We start from the raw sequence: 25,295 nt of genomic DNA, 5'->3' as shown, positions 1-25,295 counted from the left end.
GGTCAGCTGCGGACGGCGCGCTCCATCCCCCGCTCGACGGCGGCGATGAGGCGGGGCCGCAGCTCGGCGGCGGGCACGATGTCGTGCACCGAGCCCACCCGGCGGGCGCGCTCGATGTCGTGGACGGCCTCGAACTCGGCGGCGACCTCGCCGAGCTTCTCCGACCGCACGGCGCTGCGGACGCCGGCGAGCTCCGCCCGCAGGTGCGCCTGCTCGACGGCGTCGGCCGAGCCGAGGGCGGCCTCGAGCTCCCGCACGCGGGGGTCGGCGGCGGTGCGCCGGTCGACCTCGCGGGAGAAGACGACGGCCGCGGCGGGGGCGCCGCCGATCACCGAGGCGTAGGAGCCCTCGACGGCCAGCACCTCCATCTGCTCGTTGAGGGCGCCGGAGAACACGACGAACGCGCCGCCGTGGTAGCGGGACACGACGCAGAACACGATCGGCCCGTCGAAGTTGGTGATCGCCCGGCCGATCTCCGCGCCGTACTCCAGCTGCAGGTTGCGCAGCGACTCCGGTGACCCGTCGAAGCCCGACAGGTTGGCCAGCACGACCAGCGGCCGGTTGCTGCTGGCGGCGTTGATCGCGCGGGCGGTCTTGGCCGACGACCGCGGGAACAGCGTGCCCGCCGTCCACTGGTCGGGCCCGTCGGCCGGGCGGCTGCCGCGCCGCGGGATCGGCCGGGACTCCACCCCGAGCAGGCACACCGGGTGGCCGCCGAGGTGGGCGTCGAGGACGACGGCGGTGTCGGCGTCGGCCATGCCGGCCCACCGCTCCAGCACCGGGTGGTCCTGGTCGCTGACCGCCCGCATCACCGTGCGGATGTCGAAGGCCTTCTTGCGCTCGGGGTTGGCCTCGGCGGAGAACACGTCGCCGACCGTGGTGAAGTCGCTGGCCGGGTGCTCGTGCGGGAAGGAGCGCACGTCGCGGTCGCGCGGGTCCGAGGTGCCCGCCGGCCGCGGCCACCGCTCCCCCGGCGCGCGGTAGGTGTGGTCGTAGTGGCGGGTCAGCACGTCGAGGGCGCCGGTGAGGTCGGGCGCCCAGTACTGCGCCTGCCCGTTGGGCCCCATGACCCGGTCGTAGCCGCCGATGCCGAAGTTGTCCTCCGCCGACACGCCGCCGGAGTAGTCCAGGGAGTGCTTGCCGGTCAGCACCATCGCGCTGTCCGGCGTCATGACGAGGATGCCCCGGGTGTGCATGAGCATCGTCGCCTCGGCGTTCCAGTACGGCTGGGCGCCGACGTTGATGCCGGTGACGACGACGTTGACCTCCCCGCCGGCCTGCGTGAACGTGATGATCCGGCGCAGCGCCCGCGACACCCAGTCCATGTTCTCGGTGCCGCTGTCCATCGAGATGCGGGCACCCGACGAGAGCGCGAACCACTCGACCGGGATGCCCCGCTCCTCGGCGAGGTCGAGGGCGGCGACGATGCGGGAGCACTCGGGCTCGGCGACGGTGCCCAGCGCCTTGGTCGGGTCGCCGAAGAGGGCCACCCGGGTCACGCCCTCCGGGTAGCGCTGCGTCGGGGTGCTCACCAGGCCGACGACAACGCCGGCCCGGTTCTGCCCCGGCGGCCGCTCCACCGGCGCCAGCCGGCCGTCCTCGCCGAGGTCGAGCTCGGTGAACGACCCGCCCGGCCCGGCGAGGATCGGGGCCAGCTCGTAGGGGTAGGGGGCGCCGCGGGCCCGGGCGCTGAGCACCTTCTCGGTGTAGTCGTCCAGCGGCCGCAGCGGCGTGGTGGGGCGGTCGGTGACCGCCATGCGCACCCCGACGCCGGGGCGGTTGGCGAAGCGCAGCGCCACGTCGCGCGGCGGCCGGCCCTCCTCCTCCTGCAGCCGGGCCAACAGCACGATCTGGTCCAGGCCCGCGCCGAGGGTCAGCGGCGCGGCGGTGCGCGCGAACTCGGCGACCTCCGCGAGCGGCACCTCGATCGACGGCCAGGTGTAGAGGTGGATCCGGTTGTGCTCCAGCGGCCGGCGCGAGCGCCGCAGCGACTGCGAGCGCCGCAGCCCGTCGAGGCAGGACAGCAGCTGGCGCTCGATGGTGGGGAACCCGACGACGTCGCCGCGCTCGTCGCGCACCGGCGTCAGGTCGCGGACCTCGGCCAGCGCGATGAACCGCTCGTCGTTGGGGTGGTCCTTCGCCGTGACGTGCAGCAGCACGGTGTCCTCCGGCGAGGGCACCCGCTCGACGTCGAAGGCCTCCAGCCGCCACAGGTCCAGCCGCTGGGCGGTGAGCGGGTGCAGGCCGCGCAGCAGCCGCGCCTCGGCCGGCCGGCCGTCGTCGTCCGGGCGGAAGGTGAGCGTCTCGACCTCGCCGCCGTTGGGGCCGCCGTCGGGGGTGGACGCGGTCACGGTGACGCGGCGGGCGGCGCGCAGCCCGGGGACGCCGTCGACCAGGCCGCGGGCGGTGTCCGACAGGGCGTCGGGGTCGGCCGGGCGGTCGGGCCAGTCGACGTAGAGGTCGACGACGGTCCGCCCCGGGTCGGCGAGGCGGTCGACCGCGCCGGCCACCGCCGCCAGCGCCTGCGGCAGCCGCTCGGCGCGGGTCATGAGCGCCAGCAGGTGCAGCCGCTCCCCGCCGAGGGCGTACTCGGCGGTGACGCAGGTGTCGCCGTCGAGCAGGCTCGAGCGGACGTCCTCGAGGTTGCGGCTGCGGTAGTAGCGGCGGGTGAGGACCTCCAGCACCGGGTCGGGGACGCTCGTGGTGCGCGCCAGGCGCTGGGCCAGCAGCCGGACCAGCGGCTCGGGGCTGGCGACCAGCGCCTCCATCCGGCGGATGCTCTCGGCGGTGTCCCCGCGGGCGCCGGCCTCGTCGAGCTCCTCGAGCAGCTTCGCGGCGCGGTCGAGGACCTCCTGCCGGGCTGCGCGGACGACCGGCTCCTCGAAGTGCCGGAAGCGCACGGCGCGGGCGAGGTTGCCGACCGAGGGGTGGCGCAGCTGGGTGGCCACCACCAGCCGGTCGAGCACCTCCCCCACCTCCGCGCGGGAGGGCCCGTCGGGCAGCCGGTCGGCGGTGAGCCAGCGGTCCAGCAGCGCCGAGACGGCGGGCAGCTGCTCGGCGGTGCGCTGCTGGGCGAGGAACACCCGGTGCACCGCCTCCTCCAGCGCCGGGCCGGGCTCGAGGTCGGACACGTCCTGGTCGAGGTCGTAGTGGGCCAGCGCCCGCCGCAGCCGGGCGCGGAAGGTCTCCGGCAGCCCCTCCCGCTCGGCGTCGAGGGAGTGCAGGAACGCGTGGAAGTGCTCGCGCGGGCTGTGGACCTGGGTGTCGGCCTCCTCCTCCGCGCTGGCCGGCCGGTTGCGGGAGAGCTCGGCGAGGTCGGCGAAGGTGACCAGCACGTCGAGCTCGGCCGACAGCAGCCGCGCGTCGTCGGCGGGCAGCCCGTCGCGGGCGGCGGCGTACTCGGCGACCAGCCGCCGCGCGTGACCGGCGCTCACGTCGAACCCGGTGACCAGCGCCCGCAGCTCGGCCAGCAGCGCCAGCGCCCGGGCGTGCGGGTCGCCGTCGGGCTCGTCGTCGCCGCCGGGCAGCACCACCCGCTCGCCGGTGGCCTCCTCGACGTCGCCGCCGGCCCGGTCGAGCAGCAGCAGCGGCGCGCCGGCGTCGACCTGGCTGTTGACCACCGCCCGCACCTCGCGGACCCGGCCGGCGAACGGCGCCCGCACCGCCGTCTCCATCTTCATGCTCTCCACCACCGCGACCGGGGCGCCGGCCTCGACCTCGTCGCCGGGGGCGACGCGGACGGCGACGACCACCGCCGGGGCCGGCGCGCGGACCACGCCGCCGACGTCGCGGCCGACCCGGTGGGTGACGCCGTCGACCTCCACCAGCGAGGACCCGGGCGCCTCGACGGCGACCACCGCGTAGCGCCGCCCGGCGGCGGCCAGCCGGGTCTCCAGCGGGCCGAGCCGGTCGACCTCGACGTCGACGACCCGCCCGTCGAGCCCGACCCGGTAGCGGTCGTGCCCGACGGTGGCGACGGTCAGCCGGTACACCTGCCCGCGGACGCCGAGCTCGACGGTGCGCCCCACCTCGTGCGGCGCCCGCGGCCGCCCGCCGCGCGCCGAGGCCAGGAACGCCTCTCGCTCCCGCGCCTCCTCGGCGGCGGCGATGTCGACGGCGACCTGCACCAGCGCCACCCACGCGTCCCCGGCGCCGCGGTCGCCGCCGACGATCTCGGCGAGGCCCGAGCGGTCGAGCCAGCCGGTGTCGGCGGTGCCCTCGACCACCTCGGGGCGGTCGAGCAGGTCGAGCAGGAAGGACTTCGTCGTCGCCCCGCCGCGCAGGACGACGGTGGTCTCCCGCAGCGCGCAGCGCAGCCGGGCGAGGGCCTCGGGGCGGTCGCGGCCCCAGGCGATGACCTTGGCGATCATCGAGTCGTACTGCGGCGGGACGACGTCGCCGACGCCGAGCCCGGTGTCGACGCGGACGCCCGGGCCGGTCGGCAGCCGCAGCAGCTCCACCCGGCCGGGCGCCGGCGCGAAGCCCTGCTCGGCGTCCTCGGCGGTCAGCCGGGCCTCGACGGCGTGCCCGGTGGCCGGCGGCGGGTCGCCCTCCAGCCGGCCGCCCGCGGCGACGTGCAGCTGCAGCTTGACCAGGTCCAGGCCGGTGGTCGCCTCGGTGACCGGGTGCTCGACCTGCAGCCGGGTGTTGACCTCCAGGAAGGTCGTGAGCCGCTCCTGCGGCTGGTACAGGAACTCGACGGTGCCCGCGCCGACGTACCCGGCGGCCCGCACCAGCGCGATCGCCGACTCCCGCAGCGCGGCGTCCTGCTCGGGCGACAGCGCCGGGGAGGCCGACTCCTCGATGACCTTCTGGTTGCGCCGCTGCACCGAGCAGTCGCGCACCCCGGGCGCCCAGACGGTGCCGTGGGAGTCGGCGATCACCTGGACCTCGACGTGCCGGCCGCCCTCGACCAGCCGCTCCATGAAGACGACGGGGTCGCCGAAGCTCTTCGCCGCCTCCGACCGGGTCCGCTCGAGGGCCTCGGTGAGCTCGCCGGGCGTGCGGACGACGCGGATGCCCCGCCCTCCGCCGCCGCTGCGCGACTTGACGATCAGCGGGTAGCCGATCGCCTCGGCGTGCCGACGGGCGTCGTCGGCGCCCTCGACCGGGCCGGCGCTCCACGGCGCGACGGGGACGCCGACCCGCTCGGCGAGCACCTTCGCCTCGATCTTGGCGCCCAGCAGCCGCATCGCCTCCGGCGGCGGCCCGACGAAGGTGACGCCGAGGTCGGCGCACAGCTCGGCGAAGGCGGGGTCCTCGGCGACGAAGCCCCAGCCGACCCAGGCCGCGTCGGCGCCGCTGACCCGCAGCGCCCGGCCGAGCTCGGCGTGGTCGAGGTAGGGGTTGACGCCGCCGGTGTCGGCCAGCACGACCGCCTCGTCGGCGGCCCGCACGAACGTGGCGCGGCGCTCGGCCTCGGTGTGCAGCGCGACCACCCGGGTCCGCGTGCCGTGCTCGGCGTCGAGCTCGCGGACCGCGCGGATCAGCCGCAGCGCGGGCTCACCACGGTTGACGACGGCGATCCGTTCGAACACGCGGGTACCTCTCCCTGGTCGATGGGTCGAACGGAGCCCCGGGGGTCGGCGGCAGGGCTGCACGGCGCGGGCTACATGTCCAGCCCGCCGTTGACCCCCCACACCTGCCCGGTGATGTAGCCGGAGGCGTCGGCGGCGAGGAAGTGGACGACGCGGGCGACCTCCTCCGGCTCCCCGAGACGGCCGAGCGGGATCTTGCCCTTGAGGCCGTCGAGCACCTTCTCCGGCACGCTCTCGAGCATCTCCGTGGCGGTGTAGCCGGGCGTGACGGCGTTGACGGTGATGCCCAGCCCGTCGGTCTTGCCCGAGCGCTGCACCTGCATCGCCGCCTCGCGGGCCAGCGTCTTGGTCAGCCCCAGGAGGCCGGCCTTGGCCGAGGCGTAGTTGGACTGGCCGATGCCGCCGGTCTCCCCGATGACCGACGAGATCATCACGATCCGGCCGCTGCCGCGCTCGAGCATGTGCTTGAGCGCCGCCTGCGACAGGTAGAAGGCGCCGGAGAGGTTGACGTCGATGACCCGGCGCCAGTCGTCGTCGGTCATCTTCAGCACCGTGCGGTCGGCGGTGATGCCGGCGTTGTTGACCAGGATGTCGAGCCGGCCGTGCCGCTCGATGACCTCGGCGACGGTGCGCCGGCAGTCGTCGGGGCTGGCGATGTCGCCGCGGTGGACGCTCATCCGGCTGTCGGGGTAGGCGCCGGAGAAGTCCTGCGCGAACATCTCCGCCCGCTCGGTGTTGCCGCTGTAGCCGGCGGCCACGTCGGCGCCCTGCGCGGCCAGGCTGCGGCAGATGGCCGCCCCGATGCCGCGGGTGCCGCCGGTCACGAAGGCCACCCGGCCGGAGAGCTTGTCACCGGCCCTGCTGGTACGGGTCTGGGTCGCTGTCACCGGCTCCTCCTGGGGCTCGGGCGCGTGCGCCGTGTCCTGCGCCGGAGCGGGGGTGACGACGTGGTGGACGACGCCACCTGCTCCGGCATCGGGTGCGGGCAGCATCCTGCGCGGCGGGCGGCGGGGCAAGCGGACGGCGGGAGCGCGGGGCGCGGCGACCGCACCGGCCGGCCGGACCGGGACGGGGCGGGAGGACCCGCCGGGTGACGCCGTGGATCACGCAGCGTCACGCCATGCGGGGTCACCCGGACGGGTGAGCCGCCGGCCGGCCGCCGAGCACCGTGCGGGGCTTGTGGTGCGTATCCGCAGGCCAGCACCCTGAGCGCCGCCCAGCACCGGCCTGTCAGGCGACCACAGGAGACCGCGTGGCCGACGCCCGAACGACCCGCGGGGGCCTCGGCGCCCTGCTCGCCGTCATGTGTGCCGCCCTCGCCCTGGTCATCGGCGCCGGCTCGTCGCTCGCGCTGGCGCTACCCGAGCTCGCCCGGGACACCGGCGCCACCCAGACGGAGCTGACCTGGGCGGTCAACGTCTACGCGCTGACCTTCGCCGCCCTGCTGCTGCCGCTGGGCATCGCCGCCGACCGCTACGGCCGCCGCGGCGCGCTGCTGCTGGGGCTGACCGTGTTCGCCGGCTGCAGCGCGGCCTCGGGGCTGGTCGCCGACCCGGCGGCGCTGATCGCGCTGCGCGGGCTGGCCGGCGCCGGCGCGGCCGCGGTCATGCCGGCCACCCTGTCGGTGCTGGTCGACGCCTACCCGCCGCAGCGCCGGGCCTCGGCCATCGGGGTGTGGGCGGCGGTGTCCGGGGCCGGCGCGCTGCTGGGCCTGGTGCTCGCCGGCGTCCTGCTGGAGTTCGCCTGGTGGGGCAGCGTGCAGCTGGCGTTCGGCCTGCTGTCGGCCCTGGTCGCCGTGCTGTGCCTGGTGGTGGTCCCGCCCTCGCGCAACCCGGACCTGCCGCTGGACCCGCTCGGCGGCCTGCTCGCGCTGCTCGGCCTCGGCGCGCTGGTGTGGGGGATCATCGAGGGCCCCGAGCGCGGCTGGACCGACGCGGTCACGGTGGCCGTGCTCGCCGCGGGCGCGGTGTGCCTGGTGGCGTTCGCCGTCCACGAGCTGCGCGCGGCCGCCCCGATGCTCGACGTCCGGCTGTTCCGCGACCGCGGGCTGTCGGCCGGCAGCGCCGCCGTCTTCCTGCAGTTCTTCGCCGCCTTCGGGCTGTTCTTCCTCGCGCCGCAGTGGCTGCAGTACGTGCACGGGCTCACCCCGCTGCAGGCCGCGCTGTGGCTGGCGCCGATGGCGCTCGGGATCGGCCCCACCGCGCAGCTGGCCCCGGTCCTGCTGCGGCGCCTCGGCGCCCGCACGGTGGCGGCCTGGGGGCTCGGGCAGATGGCCGCCGGCCTGGCGCTGCTGGCCGCCCAGGCCGACGGCGGGTCCCCGCTGTGGCACTTCGCCGGGGCGCTGTTCGTGTTCGGCGTCGGGTTCGGGCTGGCCCTCACCCCCGGCACCGCGCTGATCATCGAGGGCCTGCCCGCCGACCGGCGCACGCTCGCCGCCGCGGTCAACGACGTGACGCGGGAGGTCGGTGGCGCGCTCGGGGGCGCGGTGGCGGCCAGCGTGCTGCTGGCCGGGTACCGGGACGACCTGCGGCCGGCGCTCGCCGGGCTGCCCGATCGCGCCGCCACCTGGGCGGAGTCCGGGGTCGCCCAGGCGCTGGCGGTGGCCGAGCGGGAGGGACCCGGCGCCGCCGCCGTGGCCGACGGCGCCCGCGACGCGTTCGGCGCCGGCTACGCCTCCGCGCTGCTGCTGGGCGCCGGGGTGCTGCTCGCCGGCGCGCTGCTGTGCGGGGTGCTGGCGCCGCGGGCACAGACCGGCCGGCACCGCCGGCCGGAGCCGGTCCCGCTCGTGGCGCCGGCCCGGCACCCGGTGGTCAGCGTCGGGGCCCCGTCGGTCGCGGTGCGCAGCCGGCGCCTGCCCCGCGCCGTGGAGGCCGCCGCGGCCGCCGCCGTGGTGCTCGCCGTCGTCGGCGGCGTCGCCTACGCCACCGAGGCCCTGTCCTCCCCCGACCCGGCACCGCCGCCGTCCGCGGTGCCCAGCGCCGACCGCGGCGTGGTCGTCCCGCCCGGGCCGGCGCGCGGCGCCTCGGTGATCCAGGCCGCGCCGCCGGTGGCCGCGGCGCCGGCGCCGCCCCCGCAGGCCGCGCCCCCGCCGGTCGAGGAGGTGGCGCCGCCGCCCGCGCCGGTGACGACCGCCCGGCCGGCACCGGTCACCACCACCCCGCCGCCCACGACGGCTCCCCCTCCGACGACACCGCCGGCACCGACGACGACCGCGGTGCCGACGACGACCGCGCCCGCGGAGACGACCGCCCCGCCGACCGCGACGACACCGCCCGCCGAGACCACCACCCCGCCGGCGGAGACCACACCCCCCACCGAGACCACCCCACCGGCGGAGACCACTCCGCCGCCGACCACCGCACCCCCGACGGAGACCACGCCGCCGACCGAGACGACCCCGCCCACGGAGACCGCACCGCCCACCGGGACGACGCCGCCGGCCGAGACGACGCCGCCGGCCGAGACAACGCCGCCGACGGAGACCACGCCGCCCACCGAGACGGCCCCGCCGCCCAGCCCCTGAACCCGGCAGCCCCGCTGCGCTACGAGGCCGTTCCACCCCTGTCGCCGGCCGGTGCCAGGGGCCATCGTGGCGACATGTCGCCGCTGGTCGCCGTCCTCACCGGGGTCGTCCTCACGGCCGCCGTCCTGCCGCGCCGGGACGGGCCGCCCGGAGCGGGCCCGCTGCGCCGGGCGGTGGCCCGGCACTGGCGGGCGCAGCTGCACCTGTGGGACACGGTCCTGTCCCGGGACGCCTGGGAGCCCTCCGACGGCGGGGCCCGGCCGCTGCACTGGGTGGGGTCGGTGCTGGAGGGCTCGGTGCTGCCCGGCCCACCGCGCTGAGACCCCGGCCGGGCGTGCCGGGTCACCGCTCGGCGATCGACCCGGGCCCGTCGGCGGGCTCGGCCGGTGCGGCGCCGGCCCGGCCCGAGCGGGCGTCCAGCCACGCCTGCCACTCCACCCGGTTGCCGGCTCCGGGCCGGGCGGCCGCCAGCAGCAGGACCACCACGGCGAGGGCGGCGAGCAGCAGCAGCCCGGCCCCGACCCCCTCCCACCCGGACAGCAGCGGGACGGTCAGGTCACCCGGGGCCGGCGTGCTCGGGACGTCGTCCATGGGGTCAGCGTGCTCGCCCGCACCGGCGCCGCGCCCCGCGACGGCGGCGCTGTCACCCGCCGGAGCGACGTCGCGAGAGGTGACGCACTGGTGACGCAGGGGTGGCACCCCGGCACGGCCGTCGCCCCTTCGGGCGGGCTCACGACGCCCCCGGGTGACCACCGCCGGATCCCGGGCGCCGGCCGGCCCCGGCGGCCGTAGCGTGCCCAGCCCGGACCCGACCGCGGAGAGGCAGCTGGCATGGGCATCGAGCTCCGCACCGACCCCGGCACCACCGGGGCCTCCTCCACCGACCTCCCCGACCTGCGGCGCCCCAACGTCGCCGGCGACCTGCCCACCGTCCTCGCGGCCGGCCCGATGTTCGACCGCGCCCTCGCCGGCTACGACCGCTTCCAGGTCGACACCTACGTCCGGTGGGCCGAGGACGAGCTCGCCACGGCCGAGCGGGAGCGCGAGCACCTGCTGGCCCGGCACCTGGCGACCGCGACCGCGCTCGCGGAGGCCCGGGACCTGCTGGCCCACTCCTCCGGCGGCGCCGAGCTCGTCCGGGTGTCCGGGCGGATCGCGGCGCTGCTGGCCGCGGCGGCCGACCATGCCGACGGCATCCGCGCCGAGGCCCGGGCCGACCGGCGCGCCGCCGCGGCCGAGGCCGAGCAGGTGCTGGCCTGCGCGCGGGGCGTGCGCGCCGACGCCGCGGCCGACGCCGAGCGGGTGCTGGCTGTGGCGGCCGCCCAGGCGGAGCAGACCACCGCCGAGGCCGGCCGGGTCCTCGAGGCGGCCGAGCAGGCGCGCCGGGACACCGACGCGGCGATCGCGGCGCGGCTCGCCGAGGCGCGGGCGGTCGAGGACGCCGCCGCGGAGCACGCCGCGGCGGTCCGCCGACAGGCCGCCGACGACGCGGCCGCCGCCCGGCTGCACGCCCGGCAGGAGATCGTCCGGATGCTGGACACCGGGCGCGAGCAGCGGCAGCGCGCCGACGACGAGGCGGCCGCGGTCCGGCAGCGCCTCGACCGGGACGCCGCGGCGCGGCGCGGCGCCCTGCTGGCCGAGGTCGCCGAGCTCGAGCGGCGGCGGGACGCGCTGCGGGCGGCCACCGCCGCGCCGGCCGGCCCGGTCCCGGCCCCTCCGGCCGGCCGTCGCGGCGCGCATCCGCGCCGGCTCCTGCACCGGTTCCGGCCGGGTTCCCTGTGGGCGCGCTGAGTCCCGCGCCCGCCTCACCCCCGCGCCCGGTCGGCGAGCTCCACGACGGCGGCCACCAGGGCCCGTCCGTCGAGCAGGACGGCGTCGTTGTGGTCGGCGCCGGGCACCTCCACCAGCCGGTGCAGCCCCGCGGCGGCCTCGGCCACCCGCCGGCTCTGCGCCGGCGGCACGATCGTGTCGGCCTCGCCGAGCACGACCGTCGTCGGCACCCGGATCCGGGCCACCTGCTCGGCGACGGGGTACCGGTCGCGCAGCAGCAGCCGGACGGGCAGGAACGGGTGGTGGTGGCCGCCGGCGGCGGCGAGGTCGACGAACGGCGAGCGCAGCACCAGCCCCGCCGGCGGGTGCTCGAGCGCCAGCGCGGTGACCACCCCGCAGCCCAGGCTCTCGCCGTAGTAGAGGAGCCGCTCCTGCGAGACGCCCGCCTCCTCGACCAGCCACTCGCGCGCGGCCCGGACGTCGAGGGCCAGACCCTCCTCGCTGGGGCTGCCCGGGTTGCCGCCGTAGCCGCGGTAGTCGAAGAGCAGCACGCCGAGCCCCGCGTCGGCCAGCGCCCGCGCCAGCGGCGCCCGCAGGCCCCGGTGCCCGCCGTTGCCGTTGGCCACCAGCACGACCGGCGCCCCCGGACCGGCCGGGACGAACCACGCCCCGAGCTCGAGCCCGTCGGCGGTCCGCAGCGGGACGTCGCGGCCGCCGGGGACGGCGTCGGCGGCGGCGGGCACCGGGCCGTCGTCGGGCAGGTACACCAGGCGGCGCTGGAACGCCCACAGCAGGCCGACGAGCACCGCGCACACGACGACGACCACCAGCAGCGCCCGCAGCACGCCGCGCACCGGGCGGTCAGCCGGACAGGCTGCGGCTGCGCTGCTCGACCCCCAGCTCGCCGTAGGGGTAGTCCGGGGCGGCCGGGTCGCTGACCGCGTCCAGCCGCGCGGTCTCCTCGGCCGACAGCACCAGGTCCGCCGAGCCCAGGTTGTCGCGCAACTGCCCGGTGGTGCGCGCCCCGAGGATCACCGAGGTCACGGCCGGCCGGGCGCGCAGCCAGGCGAGCGCCACCTGCGGCATCGACACGCCGCGCGATTCCGCGACGTCCTGCACGGCCTCCAGCACGTCCCACGTGCGCTCCCGGCCGCCGACGCGGTCGTAGGCCTCCATGCCGCGGTCGGGGTCCTCGCCGAGGCGGGTGGTGCCCTGCGGCCGCTGGTCGCGGGTGTACTTGCCCGACAGCCAGCCGCCGGCGAGCGGACCCCACGGCAGCAGGCCCAGCCCGTTGAACAGGCACGCCGGCACGATCTCGGCCTCGGTGCCGCGCACCAGCAGGCTGTAGTTCGGCTGCAGCGTGACCGGGACGGCGAGGCGGTCGCGCTCGGCGACGTCGACGGCGCGCTGCAGCTGCCAGCCGGTGAAGTTCGACAGGCCCGGGTAGCCGACCTTGCCGGCGGAGACGGCGTCGTCGAGGAAGCGCAGCGACTCCTCCAGCGGGGTCAGCGGGTCCCACGCGTGCAGCTGGTAGAGGTCGACGTGCTCGACGCCGAGCCGGCGCAGCGAGTCGTCCAGAGCGCGCCGCAGGTGCCGACGGGAGCTGCCCAGCGCGTTGGGCTCGGCGCCCATCGGGAAGCGGCCCTTGGTCGCCAGGACGACGCGGTCGCGGACGTCGGCCGGGCGGGCGGCCAGCCAGCGCCCGACGATCTCCTCCGACGCGCCGGCGGAGTAGACGTCGGCGGTGTCGACGAGCGTGCCGCCCGCCTCGACGAAGACGTCGAGCTGCTCGTGCGCGCCGGCCTCGTCGGTCTCGGCGCCGAAGGTCATCGTGCCCAGGCACAGGGCCGAGACGGCACAGCCGCTGCGGCCGAGGGTGCGCAGTTCCATGCGTCCAGCAGGCCACACCGGCCGCGGTCCCGCTCGTCGGGGGACGGCCGGGCCCCCGCGGTCCGGCGGCGCCCCTACGGGTCCTCCCCCAGCCGACCGTGCGCGGTCGGGGGCGCCACCCGATGGTCGCCGCGGTGCCCGGTCGGGAGGCTCGACCTGCCCGGCCGGGACGCGGTCACCTCCCGCCGGAGCCCCGCCGCCGGTGGCCGAGACGAGGCGCCATGAGCACTCTGGAGCAGGTCCGCACCCCCGCACCGCCGGAGCGCCCCGCACCGCCCCGGACCGGGCCGGTCCCCCGGCTGCGCGCGCGACTCCGCTCGTGGCTCGGCGCCCGGCTGGCCCGCCGGGTCCGGCGCCGGGGACCGGACCCCGCCGTCCTGCGTGCCCTCCCGCGGTCGGCCACGCTGCCCCTGCGGCGCGACGGCCTCGACCCGGTGCCGGAGTTCACCGAGCTGGCGGCGCGCGGGCCGGTGCACCGCCTCGAGCTGCCCTTCGACCTGCCGGTGCACCTCGTCACCGGCGCCGCGGAGGCCCGCGCGGTGCTCGCCGATAACGCCGCGTTCAGCACCGACGTGCGCCACCTGTTCGGCGGCGACGGCCCGGTCACCGCCGACGACGTCGGCGGCCTCGGCATGACCGACCCCCCGGACCACACCCGGCTGCGGGCGCTGGTCGCGCCCGAGTTCACCCGCGCCCGCGTGCAGCGGCTGGCGCCGGCCGTCGAGCGGACGGTGCACCGGCAGCTCGACGCCCTGGCCGCGGCCGGGTCACCGGCCGACCTCGCGCGGTACGTCTCCGCGCCCGTGCCCCTGCAGACGATCTGCGACCTGCTCGGGCTCGACGGCGCCGACGGGGGGCTCCTCCGGCGGCTGGGCGCCCGCCGCTTCGACGCCACCCGGGGCACCGCCGGGGCCCTCGGCGCGGTCTCCGCGCAGCGCCGGTCGCTCGCCGAGGCGGTGGCCGCCCAGCGCCGCGAGCCCGGCGACGGCCTGATCGGGCGGATCGTCCGCACCTCCGGGGACACCGTCTCCGACGCCGACCTGGTCGGCCTCGCCGACGGCGTCGTCACCGGCGGGTACGAGACGACCGCCGCGATGATCTCCCTGGGCACGCTGGTCCTGCTGCGCGACCCCGCGACCGCGGCGCTGGTGCGCGAGGGCTCCCCGCGCGACGTCGAGCGGGTGGTGGAGGAGCTGCTGCGCCACCTGTCGGTGGTGCAGGTGGCCTTCCCCCGCTTCGCCCGGCGCGCCGTGGACGTCGGCGGGCAGCGGATCGGCGCCGGCGACGTCGTGCTGGTCTCGCTGAGCGGCGCCGACCGCGACCCGGCCTGGGCCGGCGCGGACCCCGGCGCCGTCGACCCGGGCCGGTCACCGCGCGGCGGGCACCTGGCCTTCGGGCACGGCATCCACCGGTGCGTCGGCGCCGAGCTGGCCCGGCTGGAGCTCACCGTGGTGCTGCCCGCGCTGCTGCGGCGCTTCCCCGACCTGGCCCTCGCCGTCCCGCCCGAGCGGCTGTCGTTCCGGCGGCTGTCGTTCGTGTACGGCGTCGACGCGCTGCCCGTGCTCACCGGGTGAGGTCCGGCCGTGAGTCGGCGGGTCGACACGCCGGGGACTCCCGGTGGGGTGGCTCCTCGGGCTAGGTTCGTGACCTGCGTCACAGCTCCAGGGAGGTCAGGCCATGACCACGACCGGAACGGCGACCCTCGAGGCCCCGGCACCGACCGCGGAGGACGTCGAGCACGTCGACGTCCTCATCGTGGGGGCCGGGGTGTCGGGCATCGGGGCCGCGCACCACCTGCGGGAACGGTTCCCCGACCGGACGTTCGTGCTCCTCGAGGCGCAGGAGACCCGGGGCGGGACCTGGTGGACCCACCGCTACCCGGGCGTGCGCTCCGACAGCGACCTGTTCACCTACGGGTACCGGCACAAGCCGTGGCGCGGCCCCTCGATCGCCGCGGGCGAGGAGATCCTGGCCTACCTCGACGAGGTCATCGCCGAGGACGACCTCGCCCCGCGGATCCGCTACCGGCACCGCGTCACCACCGCCTCCTGGTCCAGCGAGGACGCCCGGTGGACGGTGGAGGTCACCCGCGAGGACACCGGCGAGAAGCTGCGGATGACCACCGACTGGCTGTGGATGTGCCAGGGCTACTACAACCACGCCGAGCCCTACCGGCCGACGTGGGCGGGCATGGACTCCTACCAGGGCCTCGTCATCCACCCGCAGTCCTGGCCCGAGGACCTCGACCTCACCGGCAAGCGCGTCGTCGTCATCGGCTCCGGGTCGACCGCCGCCACGCTGATCCCGGCGATCGCCAAGGACGCGGCGCACGTGACGATGCTGCAGCGCTCCCCCTCCTACTTCCTCGCCCCGCCGCTGACCCACGAGCTCGCCGTGACGCTGCGGGCCCTGGACATCCCCGAGGACTGGACGCACGAGATCCTCCGCCGCGCCTACGCGGCCCAGTTCAACGAGCTGGCGCGGATGTCGCACGAGGCCCCCGACGACCTGCACGCCTTCCTCATCGAGTCGATGCGGCCCCTGCTGCCCGAGGGGTTCGACGTCGAGAAGCACTTCACGCCGCGGTACCGGCCGTGGCAGCAGCGCATCGCGATCGTCCCGGAGGGCGACCTGTTCGCGGCGATCCGGGAGGGGAAGGCGTCGATCGTCACCGACACCATCGACACGTTCACCGAGAAGGGCATCCGGGTCGGCGCCGGCGAGGAGCTCGAGGCCGACGTCGTCGTCACCGCCACGGGCTTCAACCTCTCGGCGTTCGGCGACGTCTCCTTCACCGTCGACGGGGAGCCGGTGGCCTTCCCCGAGCGGGTCACCTGGCGCGGCCTGATGATCAGCGGCGTGCCGAACATGGCCTACGTCTTCGGCTACTTCCGGCACAGCTGGACGCTGCGCGTGGACCTCGTCTGCGACCTCGTCGACCGGCTCTTCGCGCGCATGCAGGAGAAGGGCGCCCGGAGCGTCGTGCCGGAGCTGCGCCCGGAGGACGCCGGGATGCAGCTCGGGCCGTGGTCGGACCCGGAGAACTTCAATGCCGGCTACGTGCTGCGCTCCCAGCACCTGCTGTTCAAGCAGGGCGACCGCGAGCCGTGGACCCACATGCTCGAGCACGCGCAGGAGGCCGAGCTGCTGCCGAAGGCCGACCTCGACGACGGCTCGCTCGTGTACCGCTGACCACCCCCGCCGACGACGTCAGGAGCCCCCGTGCCGGTCGACCCGCACATCGCCGCCCTGCTCACCGCGCTCGAGGAGTCGGGCGCGCCGCCGCTGAGCGAGGGCACGCCCGAGGCCGGGCGCGCCTACTACCTCGCCCTCACCCGGGACGTGCGCACGCCCGAGCAGGTGGTCCCGGTGGGCAGCACCGAGGACCGCACCGTGCCCGGTGCCGCGGGCGACCTGCGGGCGCGGGTGTACCGCCCCGACGCCTCCGGGCCGCTGCCCACCGTCGTCTTCTTCCACGGCGGCGGCTGGGTGATCGGCGACCTCGACACCCACGACAACATGGTCCGCAACGTCTGCCGGCACGCGGAGGCCGTCGTGGTCGCCGTCGACTACCGGCTGGCGCCCGAGCACCCCTTCCCCGCCGCCGCCGAGGACGCGGTCGCGGCGGCCCGCTGGGTGGCCCAGCACCTCGACGAGTTCGGCGGGGACCCGCGCCTGGCGGTGGCCGGCGACAGCGCCGGCGGCAACCTGGCGGCCGTCGTCGCCCAGACCCTGCGCGACGACGGCACCCCGCTGGTCGGGCAGCTGCTGATCTACCCCGCCGTCGACGCCGAGGGCGAGTACCCCTCCCGCCAGGAGAACGCCAAGGGCTACTTCCTCGAGCAGGACACGATGGACTGGTTCTACGGCCACTACACCGGGGCGTGGGAGGACGCCCGGGACGCGCGGCTGTCACCGCTGCACCACGGCGACCTGTCCGGCCTCCCGCCGGCGGTCGTCGTCACCGCCGAGTACGACCCGCTGCGCGACGAGGGCGAGGCGTACGGCAAGGCGCTCGAGGCCGCGGGCGGGACGGCGCACGTGCTGCGCTACGACGGCCTGATCCACGGCTTCTTCGACATGGGCGCCGCCTCACCGGCCGCGCAGGCGGCGATCGAGGAGAGCTGCGCCCGGTTCCGGGAGGTCATCCACCGCTGAGGACCCGCGCTGCCGAGTGCGCAGTAGCTGCTCCCCGACACGGCGTGCCCGCGCGTGTCGTCGACCGCCACTGCCCACTCGACGCGGTCCGGCGGGGCGTCACACCCAGTAGGTGTCGTGGCGGAGCATGAACTCCGCCCGCTCCTCCGGCGTCATGCGCTCCCCGCGCGCCAGCGTCTCGAAGTACTCCTCGCGCGGGCCGCCCGGGGCGAACATGAGCAGCATCGTGGCGCGGTCCCCGCCGCGGAAGCCGTGCACGCCGCCCTCGGGCACGTAGAGGAAGTCCCCGGGGCCGGCGGTGCCCCACGACCGGCCGTCGTAGACCTCGACCGTGCCCGACAGCACGTAGAACTGCTCGGAGATCGACCGGTGGAAGTGCGGCCCCGGACCGGAGGGCTCCGCGCCGAAGGTCCACCGGTACAGGCCGAAGCGGCCGGCGGTCTGGTCGCCGGTGGCGAGGAACTCGCAGGTGACGCCGGTGGCCGAGACGGTGTCGGGCGGGCGGTCGGCGGGGCGCGACCAGGCACTGGCCTCCCCGGTGGTGCCGCGGTAGAGGTCGGGCGGGTAGTGCCGGTGCAGGGACACGGGGGTGCCCTCCTTCCTCCGTCGCCGGCGCCCATCCTGGCAGCGACCGGGCCGGCGCACCCGGTCGCCGGACGGCGGGGGCGGTACCGTCCGCCGCGTGCCGGACGCCGCGCCCCCGCAGGACACCCGGCGGGGCACGCGGCGGCAGCTCGACGCGCTGACCCTGGGGCTGTTCACCGTGGCGCTGGGCACCAACGTCCCCACCCCGCTGCTGCTGGTGTACCGGCGCACGCTGGGCCTGTCCGACGCCGACCTCACCGCCGTCTTCGGCTGCTACGCCATCGGCCTCATCGCCGCGCTCACCGTGGCCGGCGCGGCGTCGGACCGCTTCGGCCGCCGCGCGCTGGTGCTGCCGTTCTCCGTCCTCGCCGGGCTGGTGTCGCTGCTGTTCCTGCCCGCCGTCGACCACCTGCCGCTGCTCTACCTGGGCCGGCTGCTGCAGGGCGTCGTCTCGGGGGTGGTGTTCTCCGTCGCCAACGCCTGGCTGCAGGAGCTCGCCGGTCCGCGCGGCCAGCAGTCGGCGGCCACCCGCGGGGCGGTGTCGACGTCGCTGGGCTTCGCCATCGCCCCGGCGATGAGCGGGCTGCTCGCGCAGTACGGCCCCGCGCCGACGACGCTGCCCTACCTCGTGCACGTCGCCGTCCTCGTCGTCGGCCTCGGCGCGCTGCTGACCGTGCCCGAGACCGTCGAGGTCCGCCGCCCCGGGAAGCTGATGACCCTGGGGCTGCCCCGGGAGGCGCGCCGGCCCTTCTGGGCGGTGCTGGCCCCCACCGCCTCCGGGGTGTTCGCCTTCCCCGCGGTCGCCGCCACCCTGCTGCCGCTGCTGGTCGTCCCCGACGGCGTCGGCGTGGCCTACGCCGGGCTGGTCGGCGGGCTGGCCCTGGGTGCGAGCGCGGTCGCCGCGCGGGTCGGACGCCGGTTCGAGCGTGGCGCGGCGCCGCTGGGCATGGCGCTGGGCGCGGTGGGTGTCGGCCTGGCCGTGGTCGCCGTCGTCACCCGGTCCGAGCCGCTGCTGGTCCCGGCGTCGCTGCTCATGGGCAGCTGCGGCGGGCTGTGCCTCACCGCCGGGCTCACCCTCACCGCCCGGCTCGCGCCGCCGCAGACCCGCGGGGCGATGAACAGCGCCTTCTACGCCTTCGCCTACGTCGGCTTCGGCACGCCGCTGCTGCTCGCGTGGCTCGGCTCGCTCGTCGGCCCGGTCGCGGCGCTGTCGGCCTTCGTCGCCGTCCCGGCCGCTCTCGCCGGCTGGCTGTGGCTCGAACTGCGCGCCGGCGGCCGGCGCTGACGGTCCGGGTACCGGCCGGCAGCGGGTAGCGTCCTCCTCGACCGGAGGGGGTCCCATCACCACACACCGTGCTCGCTGTGCCGACGCCCATCTCGGGTGCCCCTGCCGGGGCGACGAGGCGGTCCACGAGGAGCGCTCGCGCGAGCTCGGCGCAGCCCGCGCCCGTCCCGAGCCGGTCGACTGCCCCGAGTGCGGGTCCCCGACCACGCACCTGTCCCTGGTCGCGTGGGGCAACTGCCGCGCCTGCCGCACGGCGCAGTCCCGGGTGGTCGACCCGCTCCGCTGGTGACGCCGCCCACTGTGACGCTGGCGGCCGTGGCACCGCCTGCCGCGGGGCAGCCGGTACAGTCGTGCCCGGTCGCTGTCGTACCTCTGCTTCGTTCTCGGACGTCCGCAGTCGTCTCTGCCTGACGTTCCACTCGGTCCTGCCGGTCGGTGCGGCGACCCGGGAACCGGCACCTGCCGGACCCGACACCCCCAGCACGGACGAAGGAGAACGACATGGCGCAGGGCACCGTGAAGTGGTTCAACGCGGAGAAGGGCTTCGGCTTCATCGAGCAGGACGGCGGCGGCCCCGACGTCTTCTGCCACTTCTCGGCGATCAGCGGCAGCGGCTACCGCTCGCTGGACGAGGCGCAGCGCGTCGAGTTCGACGTCACCCAGGGCCAGAAGGGCCCGCAGGCGGAGAACGTCCGCGCCGTCTGAGCGCCCCCGCACGACGCGAGACCCCCACGGCCCCGGGCCGTGGGGGTCTCGCCGTCTCCGGTGTTGGATGGGCACGGGCACGCCGAGGGGAGACCGCAGCAGCCATGCAGGAGCACGTCACGGCCGCAGCCACCGCGGGGCCGGCCGGGAGGAACTGGGCCGGCAACCTCGCCTACCGGGCCGCCCGGCTGCACCGGCCGACCAGCGTCGCCGAGGTCCAGGAGATCGTCGCCGGCAGCCCGCGGGTCAAGGCCCTCGGCTCCCGGCACTGCTTCAACGACATCGCCGACACCCCCGCCGACCTCGTCTCCCTCGACGCGCTGGAGTGGGACGTCCAACTCGACCTGCCCGGCGGGGATGCCCCGGGCGTGGTGTGGGTCCCCGGCGGGACGCGGTACGGGGACCTGCTCCCCGAGCTGGCGCGGCACGGGTGGGCCCTGCACAACCTCGCCTCGCTGCCCCACATCACCGTCGTCGGCGCCACCGCCACCGGCACCCACGGGTCGGGCGGCCGCAACGGCTCGCTGAGCACCTCCGTCGCCGGGCTCGACGTCGTGCGGTCCGACGGCGAGCTGGTGCGCCTGCGCGAGGGCGACCCCGACCTCCACGGCGCCGTGGTGCACCTCGGCGCCCTGGGCGTGGTGACCCGCGTCGGGCTGCGGTTCCAGCCGACCTTCTCCGTGCGCAACAACGTCTACCTCGGGCTGACGTGGGAGCGGCTGCTCGCCGACTTCGACGAGGTGGCCGACGCCGCCTACAGCGTCAGCGTGTTCACGAACTGGCACCAGGTCACCCAGGTGTGGGTGAAGTCGCGGGTCGACGAGCTCGAGGTGGCCCCGGAGGAGTTCTTCGGCGCCCGGTCGGCCACCGAGCCGAGCCACATGCTGCCCGACACCCCCGTCGAGAACCTCACCGAGCAGCTCGGCGTCCCCGGGGAGTGGCACGAGCGGCTGCCGCACTTCCAGCTCGGGTTCACCCCCAGCCGCGGCGAGGAGCTGCAGAGCGAGTACTTCGTGCCGCGGCAGCACGCCCGCGCGGCGGTGGACGCGCTGCGCGCGCTGGCCGGCCGGATCGCACCGCTGCTGCTGGTCAGCGAGATCCGCACCGTCGCCGGGGACGATCTGTGGCTCAGCCCGGCGTACGGCACCGACGTCGTCGCGCTGCACTTCACCTGGGTCCCCGACGAGCCGCGGGTGCGCGCCCTGCTCCCGGCGGTCGAGGAGGCGCTGCGCCCGTTCGCCGCCCGTCCGCACTGGGGCAAGCTGTTCACCACGGGCGCCGGCGAGCTGGCCGGCCTGTACCCGCGGCTGGGGGACTTCCGCGAGCTGGTGCGCCGCTTCGACCCGCGCGGCGCCTTCCGCAACGACTACCTCGACCGGACCGTCGCCGCCCACGTGTGAGAGTGGGCCCATGCTGGTCCTGGAGTACGAGCTGGCCGACGACTACCTGACCCGGCGGGCGCCGCTGCGCGAGGAGCACCTGGCCCTCGCGCGCGCGGCGCACGAGCGCGGCGAGCTGCTGCTGGCCGGGGCGCTGCCCGACCCGCACGACCGGGCGCTGCTGGTGTGGACGGCGGAGCGCGACGTCGTCGAGCGGTTCGCCGGGTCCGACCCCTACGTCGTCCACGGTCTGGTCACCGCGTGGTCGGTCCGGCAGTGGGACGTCGTCGTCGGCGGGGGTGCGGCGTGACCGCCTTCCCGACCGTCGCCGAGCTCGCCGCGGAGGAGGACGAGCTGCAGCTGCCGGGGTTCACCAACGAGGACGCCTGGGAGCTGGGCTCGGCGCTGGTGGCCGCCGCCCGCCGCGCCGACGCGCCGGTCGCCGTGGAGATCGTCCGCAACGGGCACCGGCTGTTCTCCGCCGCGCTGACCGGCGCCACGCCGGACAACGCCGACTGGATCGCGCGCAAGTGCCGGGTGGTGCACCGCTTCGGGCACGCCTCGCTGTACGTCCGGCAGACCTGGGTCGAGCGCGGGACGACCTTCGAGGAGTCCTCGGGCCTGGACCCCCGGCGCTACGCCGCGCACGGCGGCGCCGTCCCGCTGCTGGTGCGCGGCGTGGGGCCGGTCGGCGTCGTCGCGGTGTCCGGGCTGCCGCAGCTGGAGGACCACCGGATGGTGGTCGCCGCGCTGCGCGCCCACCTGGGGCGCTGAGCGTCCTGGACGCTGGGCGTCAGCCCAGCTCGGCCAGCCGGCCGGCGAGGAACTCCCGCTCGACGGCGTTGGCCGTCAGGTGCAGCGCCTCGGTGTAGGCCAGCCGGGCCTCCTCGATCCGGCCCAGCCGGCGCAGCAGGTCGGCGCGCGCGGCCGGCAGGTAGCCGTAGCCGGCCAGCTGCGGCTCGGTGGCCAGCTCGTCGAGCGCGGCCAGCCCGGCCGCGGGGCCCGACGCGAAGCCGACGGCGACCGCCCGGTTGAGCGCGACCACCGGGGAGGGCCAGACCTGGCCGAGCACCCCGTACAGGGCGACGATCTCGGCCCAGTCGGTGGCCTCCCAGGTGGGCGCCTCGGCGTGGACGGCGGCGATCGCCGCCTGCAGGGCGTAGCGCGAGGGCGGCCGGCCCCGCAGCGCCTCGCGCACCAGCGCGACCCCCTCGGCCACGGCGGCGGCGTCCCAGCGGGAGCGGTCCTGCTCCTCGAGCAGCAGCAGCCGGCCGTCCTCGCCGGTGCGGGTGGCCCGGCGGGCGTCGGTGAGCAGCAGCAGCGCCAGCAGCCCGGCCACCGCGGGGTCGCGGGGCAGCAGGGCGCGCAGCATCCGGCACAGCTGCAGCGCGCGCTCGACCAGGTCGCGGCGGACGAGCTCCTCCCCCGCCGGCACGGTGTGGCCGGTGGTGAACAGCAGGTGCACGACCGCCAGGACGGCGTCGACCCGCTCGGGCAGCTCCGCCGGTGGCGGCACCCGGTAGGGGATGCCGGCGACGGCGATCTTCTTCTTGGCGCGGGTGAGGCGCGCGGCCATGGTCGGCTCGCTCACCAGGAAGGCGCGGGCGACCTCGGCGGTGCTCAGCCCGCACAGCAGCCGCAGCGTCAGCGCCACCTGCGCCGCGCGGTCCAGCGCCGGGTGGCAGCAGGTCACCACCAGTCGCAGCCGGTCGTCGGGGTAGCCGTGCGTGCCGTCCCCGGTGTCGTCCTCGGCGTGGTCGGGCGCGACGTCGTCCTCGACCAGCAGCGGCAGGGAGCGGCGGGCCACACCCTGGTGGCGCAGCACGTTGAGCGCCCGCCGCCGGGCCACCGTGGTCAGCCAGGCCCCGGGCCGCGACGGGACACCGGTGTCGCGCCAGTCGGTGAGGGCCGTGGCGAAGGCCTCCTGCACGCACTCCTCGGCGACGTCGAGGTCGCGGGTGACGCGCACCGTCGCGGCGAGCACGAAGGCCCACTCGCGACGGTGCGCGTCGGCGACCGCGGCGGCGACGGCGGAGGCGTCGGGCACGGGGTCGGCGGTCACGGTCGGCTCAGTCGAACACCATGACCGGGCGGACCTCGACCCCGCCGAAGCGCGCCGGCACCGTCCGCGCGACGGCCAGGGCGGTGTCGAGGTCGGGGGCGTCGACGAGGTAGTAGCCGCCGAGGGCCTCCTTGGTCTCCGCGAACGGGCCGTCGGTGACGTCCGACCCGCCGCGCACGCTGGTCGCCGTCGTGGTCGGCTGCAGGGCCGACCCGCCGAGCAGCTTGGCGCCGAGACCGTCGACGCCGGCGGCGAACCGGTTGTGCTCCTCGAGGACCTCGCCCCACACCTCGGGCGCCGCCGTCGCGTAGGACGCCTCGTCCTCGTAGATCAGGATCAGGTACTGCGCCATCTGGCCCTCCCGGGTCCCGGGGGCCCGCCGGTCGGGCCCTCCACCTCTACGACACGCAGCACCGCACCAGATCGACAGGTCGCACCGGAAGATCTCCCCCGCTCCGCTACCGCGTCCGGGTGGCCCGCCGGTGACGACACGCCGGGCCGCCCGGTCGAGGGCACGATGCGCCAAGCGGACGGCGGGGTTTCGCGCAGTTCCTGCCAGTGCGTCCGGCAGCGCCCGCTGCGTAACGTCACGGACAGCAGCCAGGGCGTACCCGTCCGTCACAGGGCGCCACGCCGCACACCGATCCGAGGAGCTTCCCGTGCACTCCTTCTCGCGCACCCACCTCAGCCTGGTCCCCGGCGACGAGGCCGACCTCCGCTTCGACGACCCCGACTTCGGCTACGACGAGGGCTACGACGGGGGCTACGACTACGCCGCTGCCCCCGACGCGCAGACCCCGCTGTCCTTCTGGGCCGACACCACCGAGGGCGGCTCGGCCGCGTGGCGCCTGGACGCGCTGTGCGCCGAGACCGACCCCGAGGCGTTCTTCCCGGAGAAGGGCGGCTCCACCCGCGAGGCCAAGCGCGTCTGCGCCGGCTGCTCGGTGCGCACCGAGTGCCTGGAGTTCGCCCTCGCCAACGACGAGCGCTTCGGCATCTGGGGCGGCCTGTCCGAGCGCGAGCGGCGCCGGGTGCGCCTGGAGCGCCGCGAGCGCCTGAGCGCCTGACCCGTCGGCCGGCGGGCTACAGCGCGGCCTCGGCGAGCAGCTCCACCTGGGCCGGGTCGGAGACGGTGGGGTCGAGGAGCAGCTCGTCGACGCCGATCTCGGCGAAGCCGGCGACGGCCTCCCGGACCGCCTCCGGTGACCGGAGCGCGCTGCCGGCGATCATCTCGGCGGTCTCGCGGCCCATCGGCTCGTAGTAGTCGAGCAGGTAGCGCCGGGAGGCCTCCTCGGTGTCGCCCAGGGAGAAGTAGACCAGCGCCGCGAACCGCGGCGAGCCCTCCTTGCCGGCCTCGCGCCAGGCGGTCCGGACCCGGTCGAGGAACGGCGCGGTCATCTCCGGCGGCAGGCCACCGGCGGTCCAGCCGATGCCGAACTCGACCGTGCGGCGGATCGCGGCCTCGGTGTTGCCCCCGATGAGCAGCGGCACGGCGTCGTGCCCGGTCTCCGGCGTCACCCGCCGGGTCCCCTCGACGATCGGCTCGCCGGTCCACGCCCGGTGCAGGTCGGCCAGCTGCTCGTCGAACAGCCGCCCCCGGGAGGAGAAGTCCCGCCCGGTGAGCCGGTAGTCGACGTCGCGCCAGCCGGCGCCGAGCCCCAGCGTCAGCCGCCCGCCGGTGAGCTCCTGCACCGTGGCCGCCTGCTTGGCCAGCTCCGCGGTGCTGCGCGCCGGGGAGATGAGGACGTTGGTGAAGAACCGGATGCGCTCGGTCACCGCCCCGGCCGCGGCGAAGACGGTCAGCTCCTCGTAGCTGGGATAGGAGACCGCACCGATCGAGGCCAGGCTGGAGAAGCCCGCGGCCTCCGCCCGCCTGGCCCAGTCCAGCAGCTGCGCGCCCGTGGTGCCGCGGACGCTGTTGGGGATGCCGATGCCGATCTCCACCTGGTTCCTCCTCCTGCTCGGGACGTGCGGGTCAGGACGTGCTCGACCACCCGCTCCAGCGTTCGACGGTGACCACCAGCAGCGGACCGTCCGGCGGCTCCGCCCGGTACTGCGGGTGCCGCGCCGCGAGCGCCGCCACGCCCGGGTGGGCCGCCGGGGGGTCCTCCACGACGGCGGCGGTCCCGTCGGCGCGCACCCACCACAGCCGCGACCAGTCGTCGTCGTAGTGGTCGACCAGCAGCGCGCACCGCGGGTCGGCGCGGACGTTGGCCAGCCGCTGCAGCCGGCGGGTCCGCTTGGGCTTGGCGTCGACCGCCGAGTAGACCGTGCCGTCGACCAGCGCGAAGACGACGGGCACCACGTGCGGCGCGCCGTCCGGCCGCACCGTGGCGAGCCGGGCGACGGCGCTGGAGGCGAAGCGGCTGCGCAGGTCCGCCGTCTGCACGCCGCCTGTCCT

At 76.7% G+C, this 25,295-nt stretch carries 22 protein-coding genes; 12 read left to right on the top strand and 10 right to left on the bottom strand.

The features are described 5' to 3' along the window. Positions 1–2: 2 nt before the first annotated feature. Positions 3–5,537: an ATP-binding protein gene (locus ACI780_RS05480; RefSeq protein ID WP_457001321.1), complete on the bottom strand. Its 5,535-nt coding sequence runs from the start codon at positions 5,535–5,537 to the stop codon at positions 3–5. Positions 5,538–5,608: 71 nt separating this feature from the next. Further along, the gene (locus ACI780_RS05475) at positions 5,609–6,424 is read right to left on the bottom strand and encodes a 3-oxoacyl-ACP reductase family protein (RefSeq protein WP_089403615.1); all 816 of its coding nucleotides are present in this window, start codon (positions 6,422–6,424) and stop codon (positions 5,609–5,611) included. A 365-nt stretch (positions 6,425–6,789) separates the two neighbouring features. Between ACI780_RS05475 and ACI780_RS05470 the strand changes: the two genes are divergently transcribed. Then, positions 6,790–9,060 (top strand): MFS transporter, encoded by a 2,271-nt coding sequence (locus tag ACI780_RS05470; RefSeq protein ID WP_457001318.1) that lies wholly within the window; start codon positions 6,790–6,792, stop codon positions 9,058–9,060. A 74-nt stretch (positions 9,061–9,134) separates the two neighbouring features. Further along, entirely contained in the window at positions 9,135–9,380 is a 246-nt protein-coding gene (locus ACI780_RS05465) for a hypothetical protein (protein WP_456868655.1), read from the top strand. A gap of 22 nt (positions 9,381–9,402) precedes the next feature. Here ACI780_RS05465 and ACI780_RS05460 read toward each other — a convergent pair whose 3' ends face one another. After that, the gene (locus tag ACI780_RS05460) at positions 9,403–9,651 is read right to left on the bottom strand and encodes a hypothetical protein (protein WP_456868657.1); all 249 of its coding nucleotides are present in this window, start codon (positions 9,649–9,651) and stop codon (positions 9,403–9,405) included. A 240-nt stretch (positions 9,652–9,891) separates the two neighbouring features. Here ACI780_RS05460 and ACI780_RS05455 point away from each other — a divergent pair, with 240 nt between their 5' ends. Further along, complete coding sequence (locus ACI780_RS05455; RefSeq protein ID WP_457001315.1) at positions 9,892–10,851, top strand: hypothetical protein; 960 nt, start codon at positions 9,892–9,894, stop codon at positions 10,849–10,851. Positions 10,852–10,865: 14 nt separating this feature from the next. Here the strand turns inward: ACI780_RS05455 and ACI780_RS05450 are convergent, their stop codons facing one another. Both ACI780_RS05450 and ACI780_RS05445 read right to left on the bottom strand, forming a co-directional pair. After that, positions 10,866–11,684 carry an alpha/beta hydrolase gene (locus tag ACI780_RS05450; RefSeq protein WP_457001313.1) on the bottom strand — a complete coding sequence of 273 codons (819 nt, stop codon included), beginning with the start codon at positions 11,682–11,684 and terminating at the stop codon, positions 10,866–10,868. A gap of 7 nt (positions 11,685–11,691) precedes the next feature. Then, positions 11,692–12,720, bottom strand: coding sequence for an aldo/keto reductase (locus tag ACI780_RS05445; protein WP_457001311.1), 1,029 nt, complete (start codon positions 12,718–12,720; stop codon positions 11,692–11,694). A 221-nt stretch (positions 12,721–12,941) separates the two neighbouring features. Between ACI780_RS05445 and ACI780_RS05440 the strand changes: the two genes are divergently transcribed. The 3 genes from ACI780_RS05440 to ACI780_RS05430 all read left to right on the top strand — a co-directional run bounded on the left by ACI780_RS05440 (position 12,942) and on the right by ACI780_RS05430 (position 16,878). Next, complete coding sequence (locus ACI780_RS05440; RefSeq protein WP_457001309.1) at positions 12,942–14,294, top strand: cytochrome P450; 1,353 nt, start codon at positions 12,942–12,944, stop codon at positions 14,292–14,294. Between the two features lie 103 nt (positions 14,295–14,397). Beyond that, the gene (locus ACI780_RS05435) at positions 14,398–15,912 is read left to right on the top strand and encodes a flavin-containing monooxygenase (protein WP_457001307.1); all 1,515 of its coding nucleotides are present in this window, start codon (positions 14,398–14,400) and stop codon (positions 15,910–15,912) included. Between the two features lie 30 nt (positions 15,913–15,942). Next, positions 15,943–16,878: an alpha/beta hydrolase gene (locus ACI780_RS05430; protein WP_457001305.1), complete on the top strand. Its 936-nt coding sequence runs from the start codon at positions 15,943–15,945 to the stop codon at positions 16,876–16,878. Between the two features lie 99 nt (positions 16,879–16,977). On the opposite strand, the gene ACI780_RS05425 is transcribed toward ACI780_RS05430, so the two are convergent. Continuing rightward, entirely contained in the window at positions 16,978–17,463 is a 486-nt protein-coding gene (locus ACI780_RS05425; protein ID WP_456868671.1) for a cupin domain-containing protein, read from the bottom strand. Between the two features lie 97 nt (positions 17,464–17,560). On the opposite strand from ACI780_RS05425, the gene ACI780_RS05420 reads away from it, so the two are divergent. The 5 genes from ACI780_RS05420 to ACI780_RS05400 all read left to right on the top strand — a co-directional run bounded on the left by ACI780_RS05420 (position 17,561) and on the right by ACI780_RS05400 (position 21,606). After that, the gene (locus tag ACI780_RS05420; RefSeq protein WP_457001303.1) at positions 17,561–18,748 is read left to right on the top strand and encodes an MFS transporter; all 1,188 of its coding nucleotides are present in this window, start codon (positions 17,561–17,563) and stop codon (positions 18,746–18,748) included. A gap of 501 nt (positions 18,749–19,249) precedes the next feature. Beyond that, positions 19,250–19,453, top strand: coding sequence for a cold-shock protein (locus tag ACI780_RS05415; RefSeq protein WP_456868673.1), 204 nt, complete (start codon positions 19,250–19,252; stop codon positions 19,451–19,453). 104 nt (positions 19,454–19,557) lie between these two features. Beyond that, on the top strand, positions 19,558–20,853 hold the full coding sequence (locus ACI780_RS05410; protein WP_457001300.1) for a D-arabinono-1,4-lactone oxidase: 1,296 nt from the start codon (positions 19,558–19,560) through the stop codon (positions 20,851–20,853). Positions 20,854–20,863: 10 nt separating this feature from the next. Beyond that, entirely contained in the window at positions 20,864–21,142 is a 279-nt protein-coding gene (locus ACI780_RS05405; protein ID WP_457001298.1) for a YciI-like protein, read from the top strand. Beyond that, positions 21,139–21,606, top strand: coding sequence for a heme-degrading domain-containing protein (locus ACI780_RS05400; protein ID WP_457001296.1), 468 nt, complete (start codon positions 21,139–21,141; stop codon positions 21,604–21,606). Before ACI780_RS05405 ends, ACI780_RS05400 begins: the two co-directional genes overlap by 4 nt. A 19-nt stretch (positions 21,607–21,625) precedes the next feature. Here ACI780_RS05400 and ACI780_RS05395 read toward each other — a convergent pair whose 3' ends face one another. Together ACI780_RS05395 and ACI780_RS05390 are read right to left on the bottom strand one after the other, a co-directional pair. Then, entirely contained in the window at positions 21,626–22,894 is a 1,269-nt protein-coding gene (locus tag ACI780_RS05395) for an RNA polymerase sigma factor (RefSeq protein WP_457001294.1), read from the bottom strand. A gap of 7 nt (positions 22,895–22,901) precedes the next feature. Continuing rightward, positions 22,902–23,246: a YciI family protein gene (locus tag ACI780_RS05390; protein ID WP_456868682.1), complete on the bottom strand. Its 345-nt coding sequence runs from the start codon at positions 23,244–23,246 to the stop codon at positions 22,902–22,904. A gap of 307 nt (positions 23,247–23,553) precedes the next feature. Between ACI780_RS05390 and ACI780_RS05385 the strand changes: the two genes are divergently transcribed. Continuing rightward, positions 23,554–23,961 (top strand): WhiB family transcriptional regulator, encoded by a 408-nt coding sequence (locus ACI780_RS05385; protein ID WP_457001292.1) that lies wholly within the window; start codon positions 23,554–23,556, stop codon positions 23,959–23,961. Positions 23,962–23,977: 16 nt separating this feature from the next. On the opposite strand, the gene ACI780_RS05380 is transcribed toward ACI780_RS05385, so the two are convergent. Then, on the bottom strand, positions 23,978–24,838 hold the full coding sequence (locus ACI780_RS05380) for an LLM class flavin-dependent oxidoreductase (protein WP_457001290.1): 861 nt from the start codon (positions 24,836–24,838) through the stop codon (positions 23,978–23,980). Between the two features lie 31 nt (positions 24,839–24,869). Next, positions 24,870–25,283, bottom strand: a complete 414-nt coding sequence (locus ACI780_RS05375) for a TIGR03668 family PPOX class F420-dependent oxidoreductase (RefSeq protein WP_457001288.1) — start codon at positions 25,281–25,283, stop codon at positions 24,870–24,872. Between the last annotated feature and the right edge of the window lie 12 nt (positions 25,284–25,295).

This window comes from Geodermatophilus sp. SYSU D00814, assembly GCF_054050055.1.
This window is presented reverse-complemented; position numbering and strand designations above follow the sequence as displayed.

Excerpts from the sequence above, each read along its gene's own strand:
- ACI780_RS05465 (WP_456868655.1), top strand. The coding sequence starts at position 9,135 with ATGTCGCCGCTGGTCGCCGTCCTCACCGGGGTCGTCCTCACGGCCGCC.
- ACI780_RS05405 (WP_457001298.1), top strand. The coding sequence starts at position 20,864 with ATGCTGGTCCTGGAGTACGAGCTGGCCGACGACTACCTGACCCGGCGG.
- ACI780_RS05460 (WP_456868657.1), bottom strand. The coding sequence starts at position 9,651 with ATGGACGACGTCCCGAGCACGCCGGCCCCGGGTGACCTGACCGTCCCG.
- ACI780_RS05435 (WP_457001307.1), top strand. The coding sequence starts at position 14,398 with ATGACCACGACCGGAACGGCGACCCTCGAGGCCCCGGCACCGACCGCG.
- ACI780_RS05390 (WP_456868682.1), bottom strand. The coding sequence starts at position 23,246 with ATGGCGCAGTACCTGATCCTGATCTACGAGGACGAGGCGTCCTACGCG.
- ACI780_RS05455 (WP_457001315.1), top strand. The coding sequence starts at position 9,892 with ATGGGCATCGAGCTCCGCACCGACCCCGGCACCACCGGGGCCTCCTCC.
- ACI780_RS05440 (WP_457001309.1), top strand. The coding sequence starts at position 12,942 with ATGAGCACTCTGGAGCAGGTCCGCACCCCCGCACCGCCGGAGCGCCCC.
- ACI780_RS05415 (WP_456868673.1), top strand. The coding sequence starts at position 19,250 with ATGGCGCAGGGCACCGTGAAGTGGTTCAACGCGGAGAAGGGCTTCGGC.
- ACI780_RS05445 (WP_457001311.1), bottom strand. The coding sequence starts at position 12,720 with ATGGAACTGCGCACCCTCGGCCGCAGCGGCTGTGCCGTCTCGGCCCTG.
- ACI780_RS05410 (WP_457001300.1), top strand. The coding sequence starts at position 19,558 with ATGCAGGAGCACGTCACGGCCGCAGCCACCGCGGGGCCGGCCGGGAGG.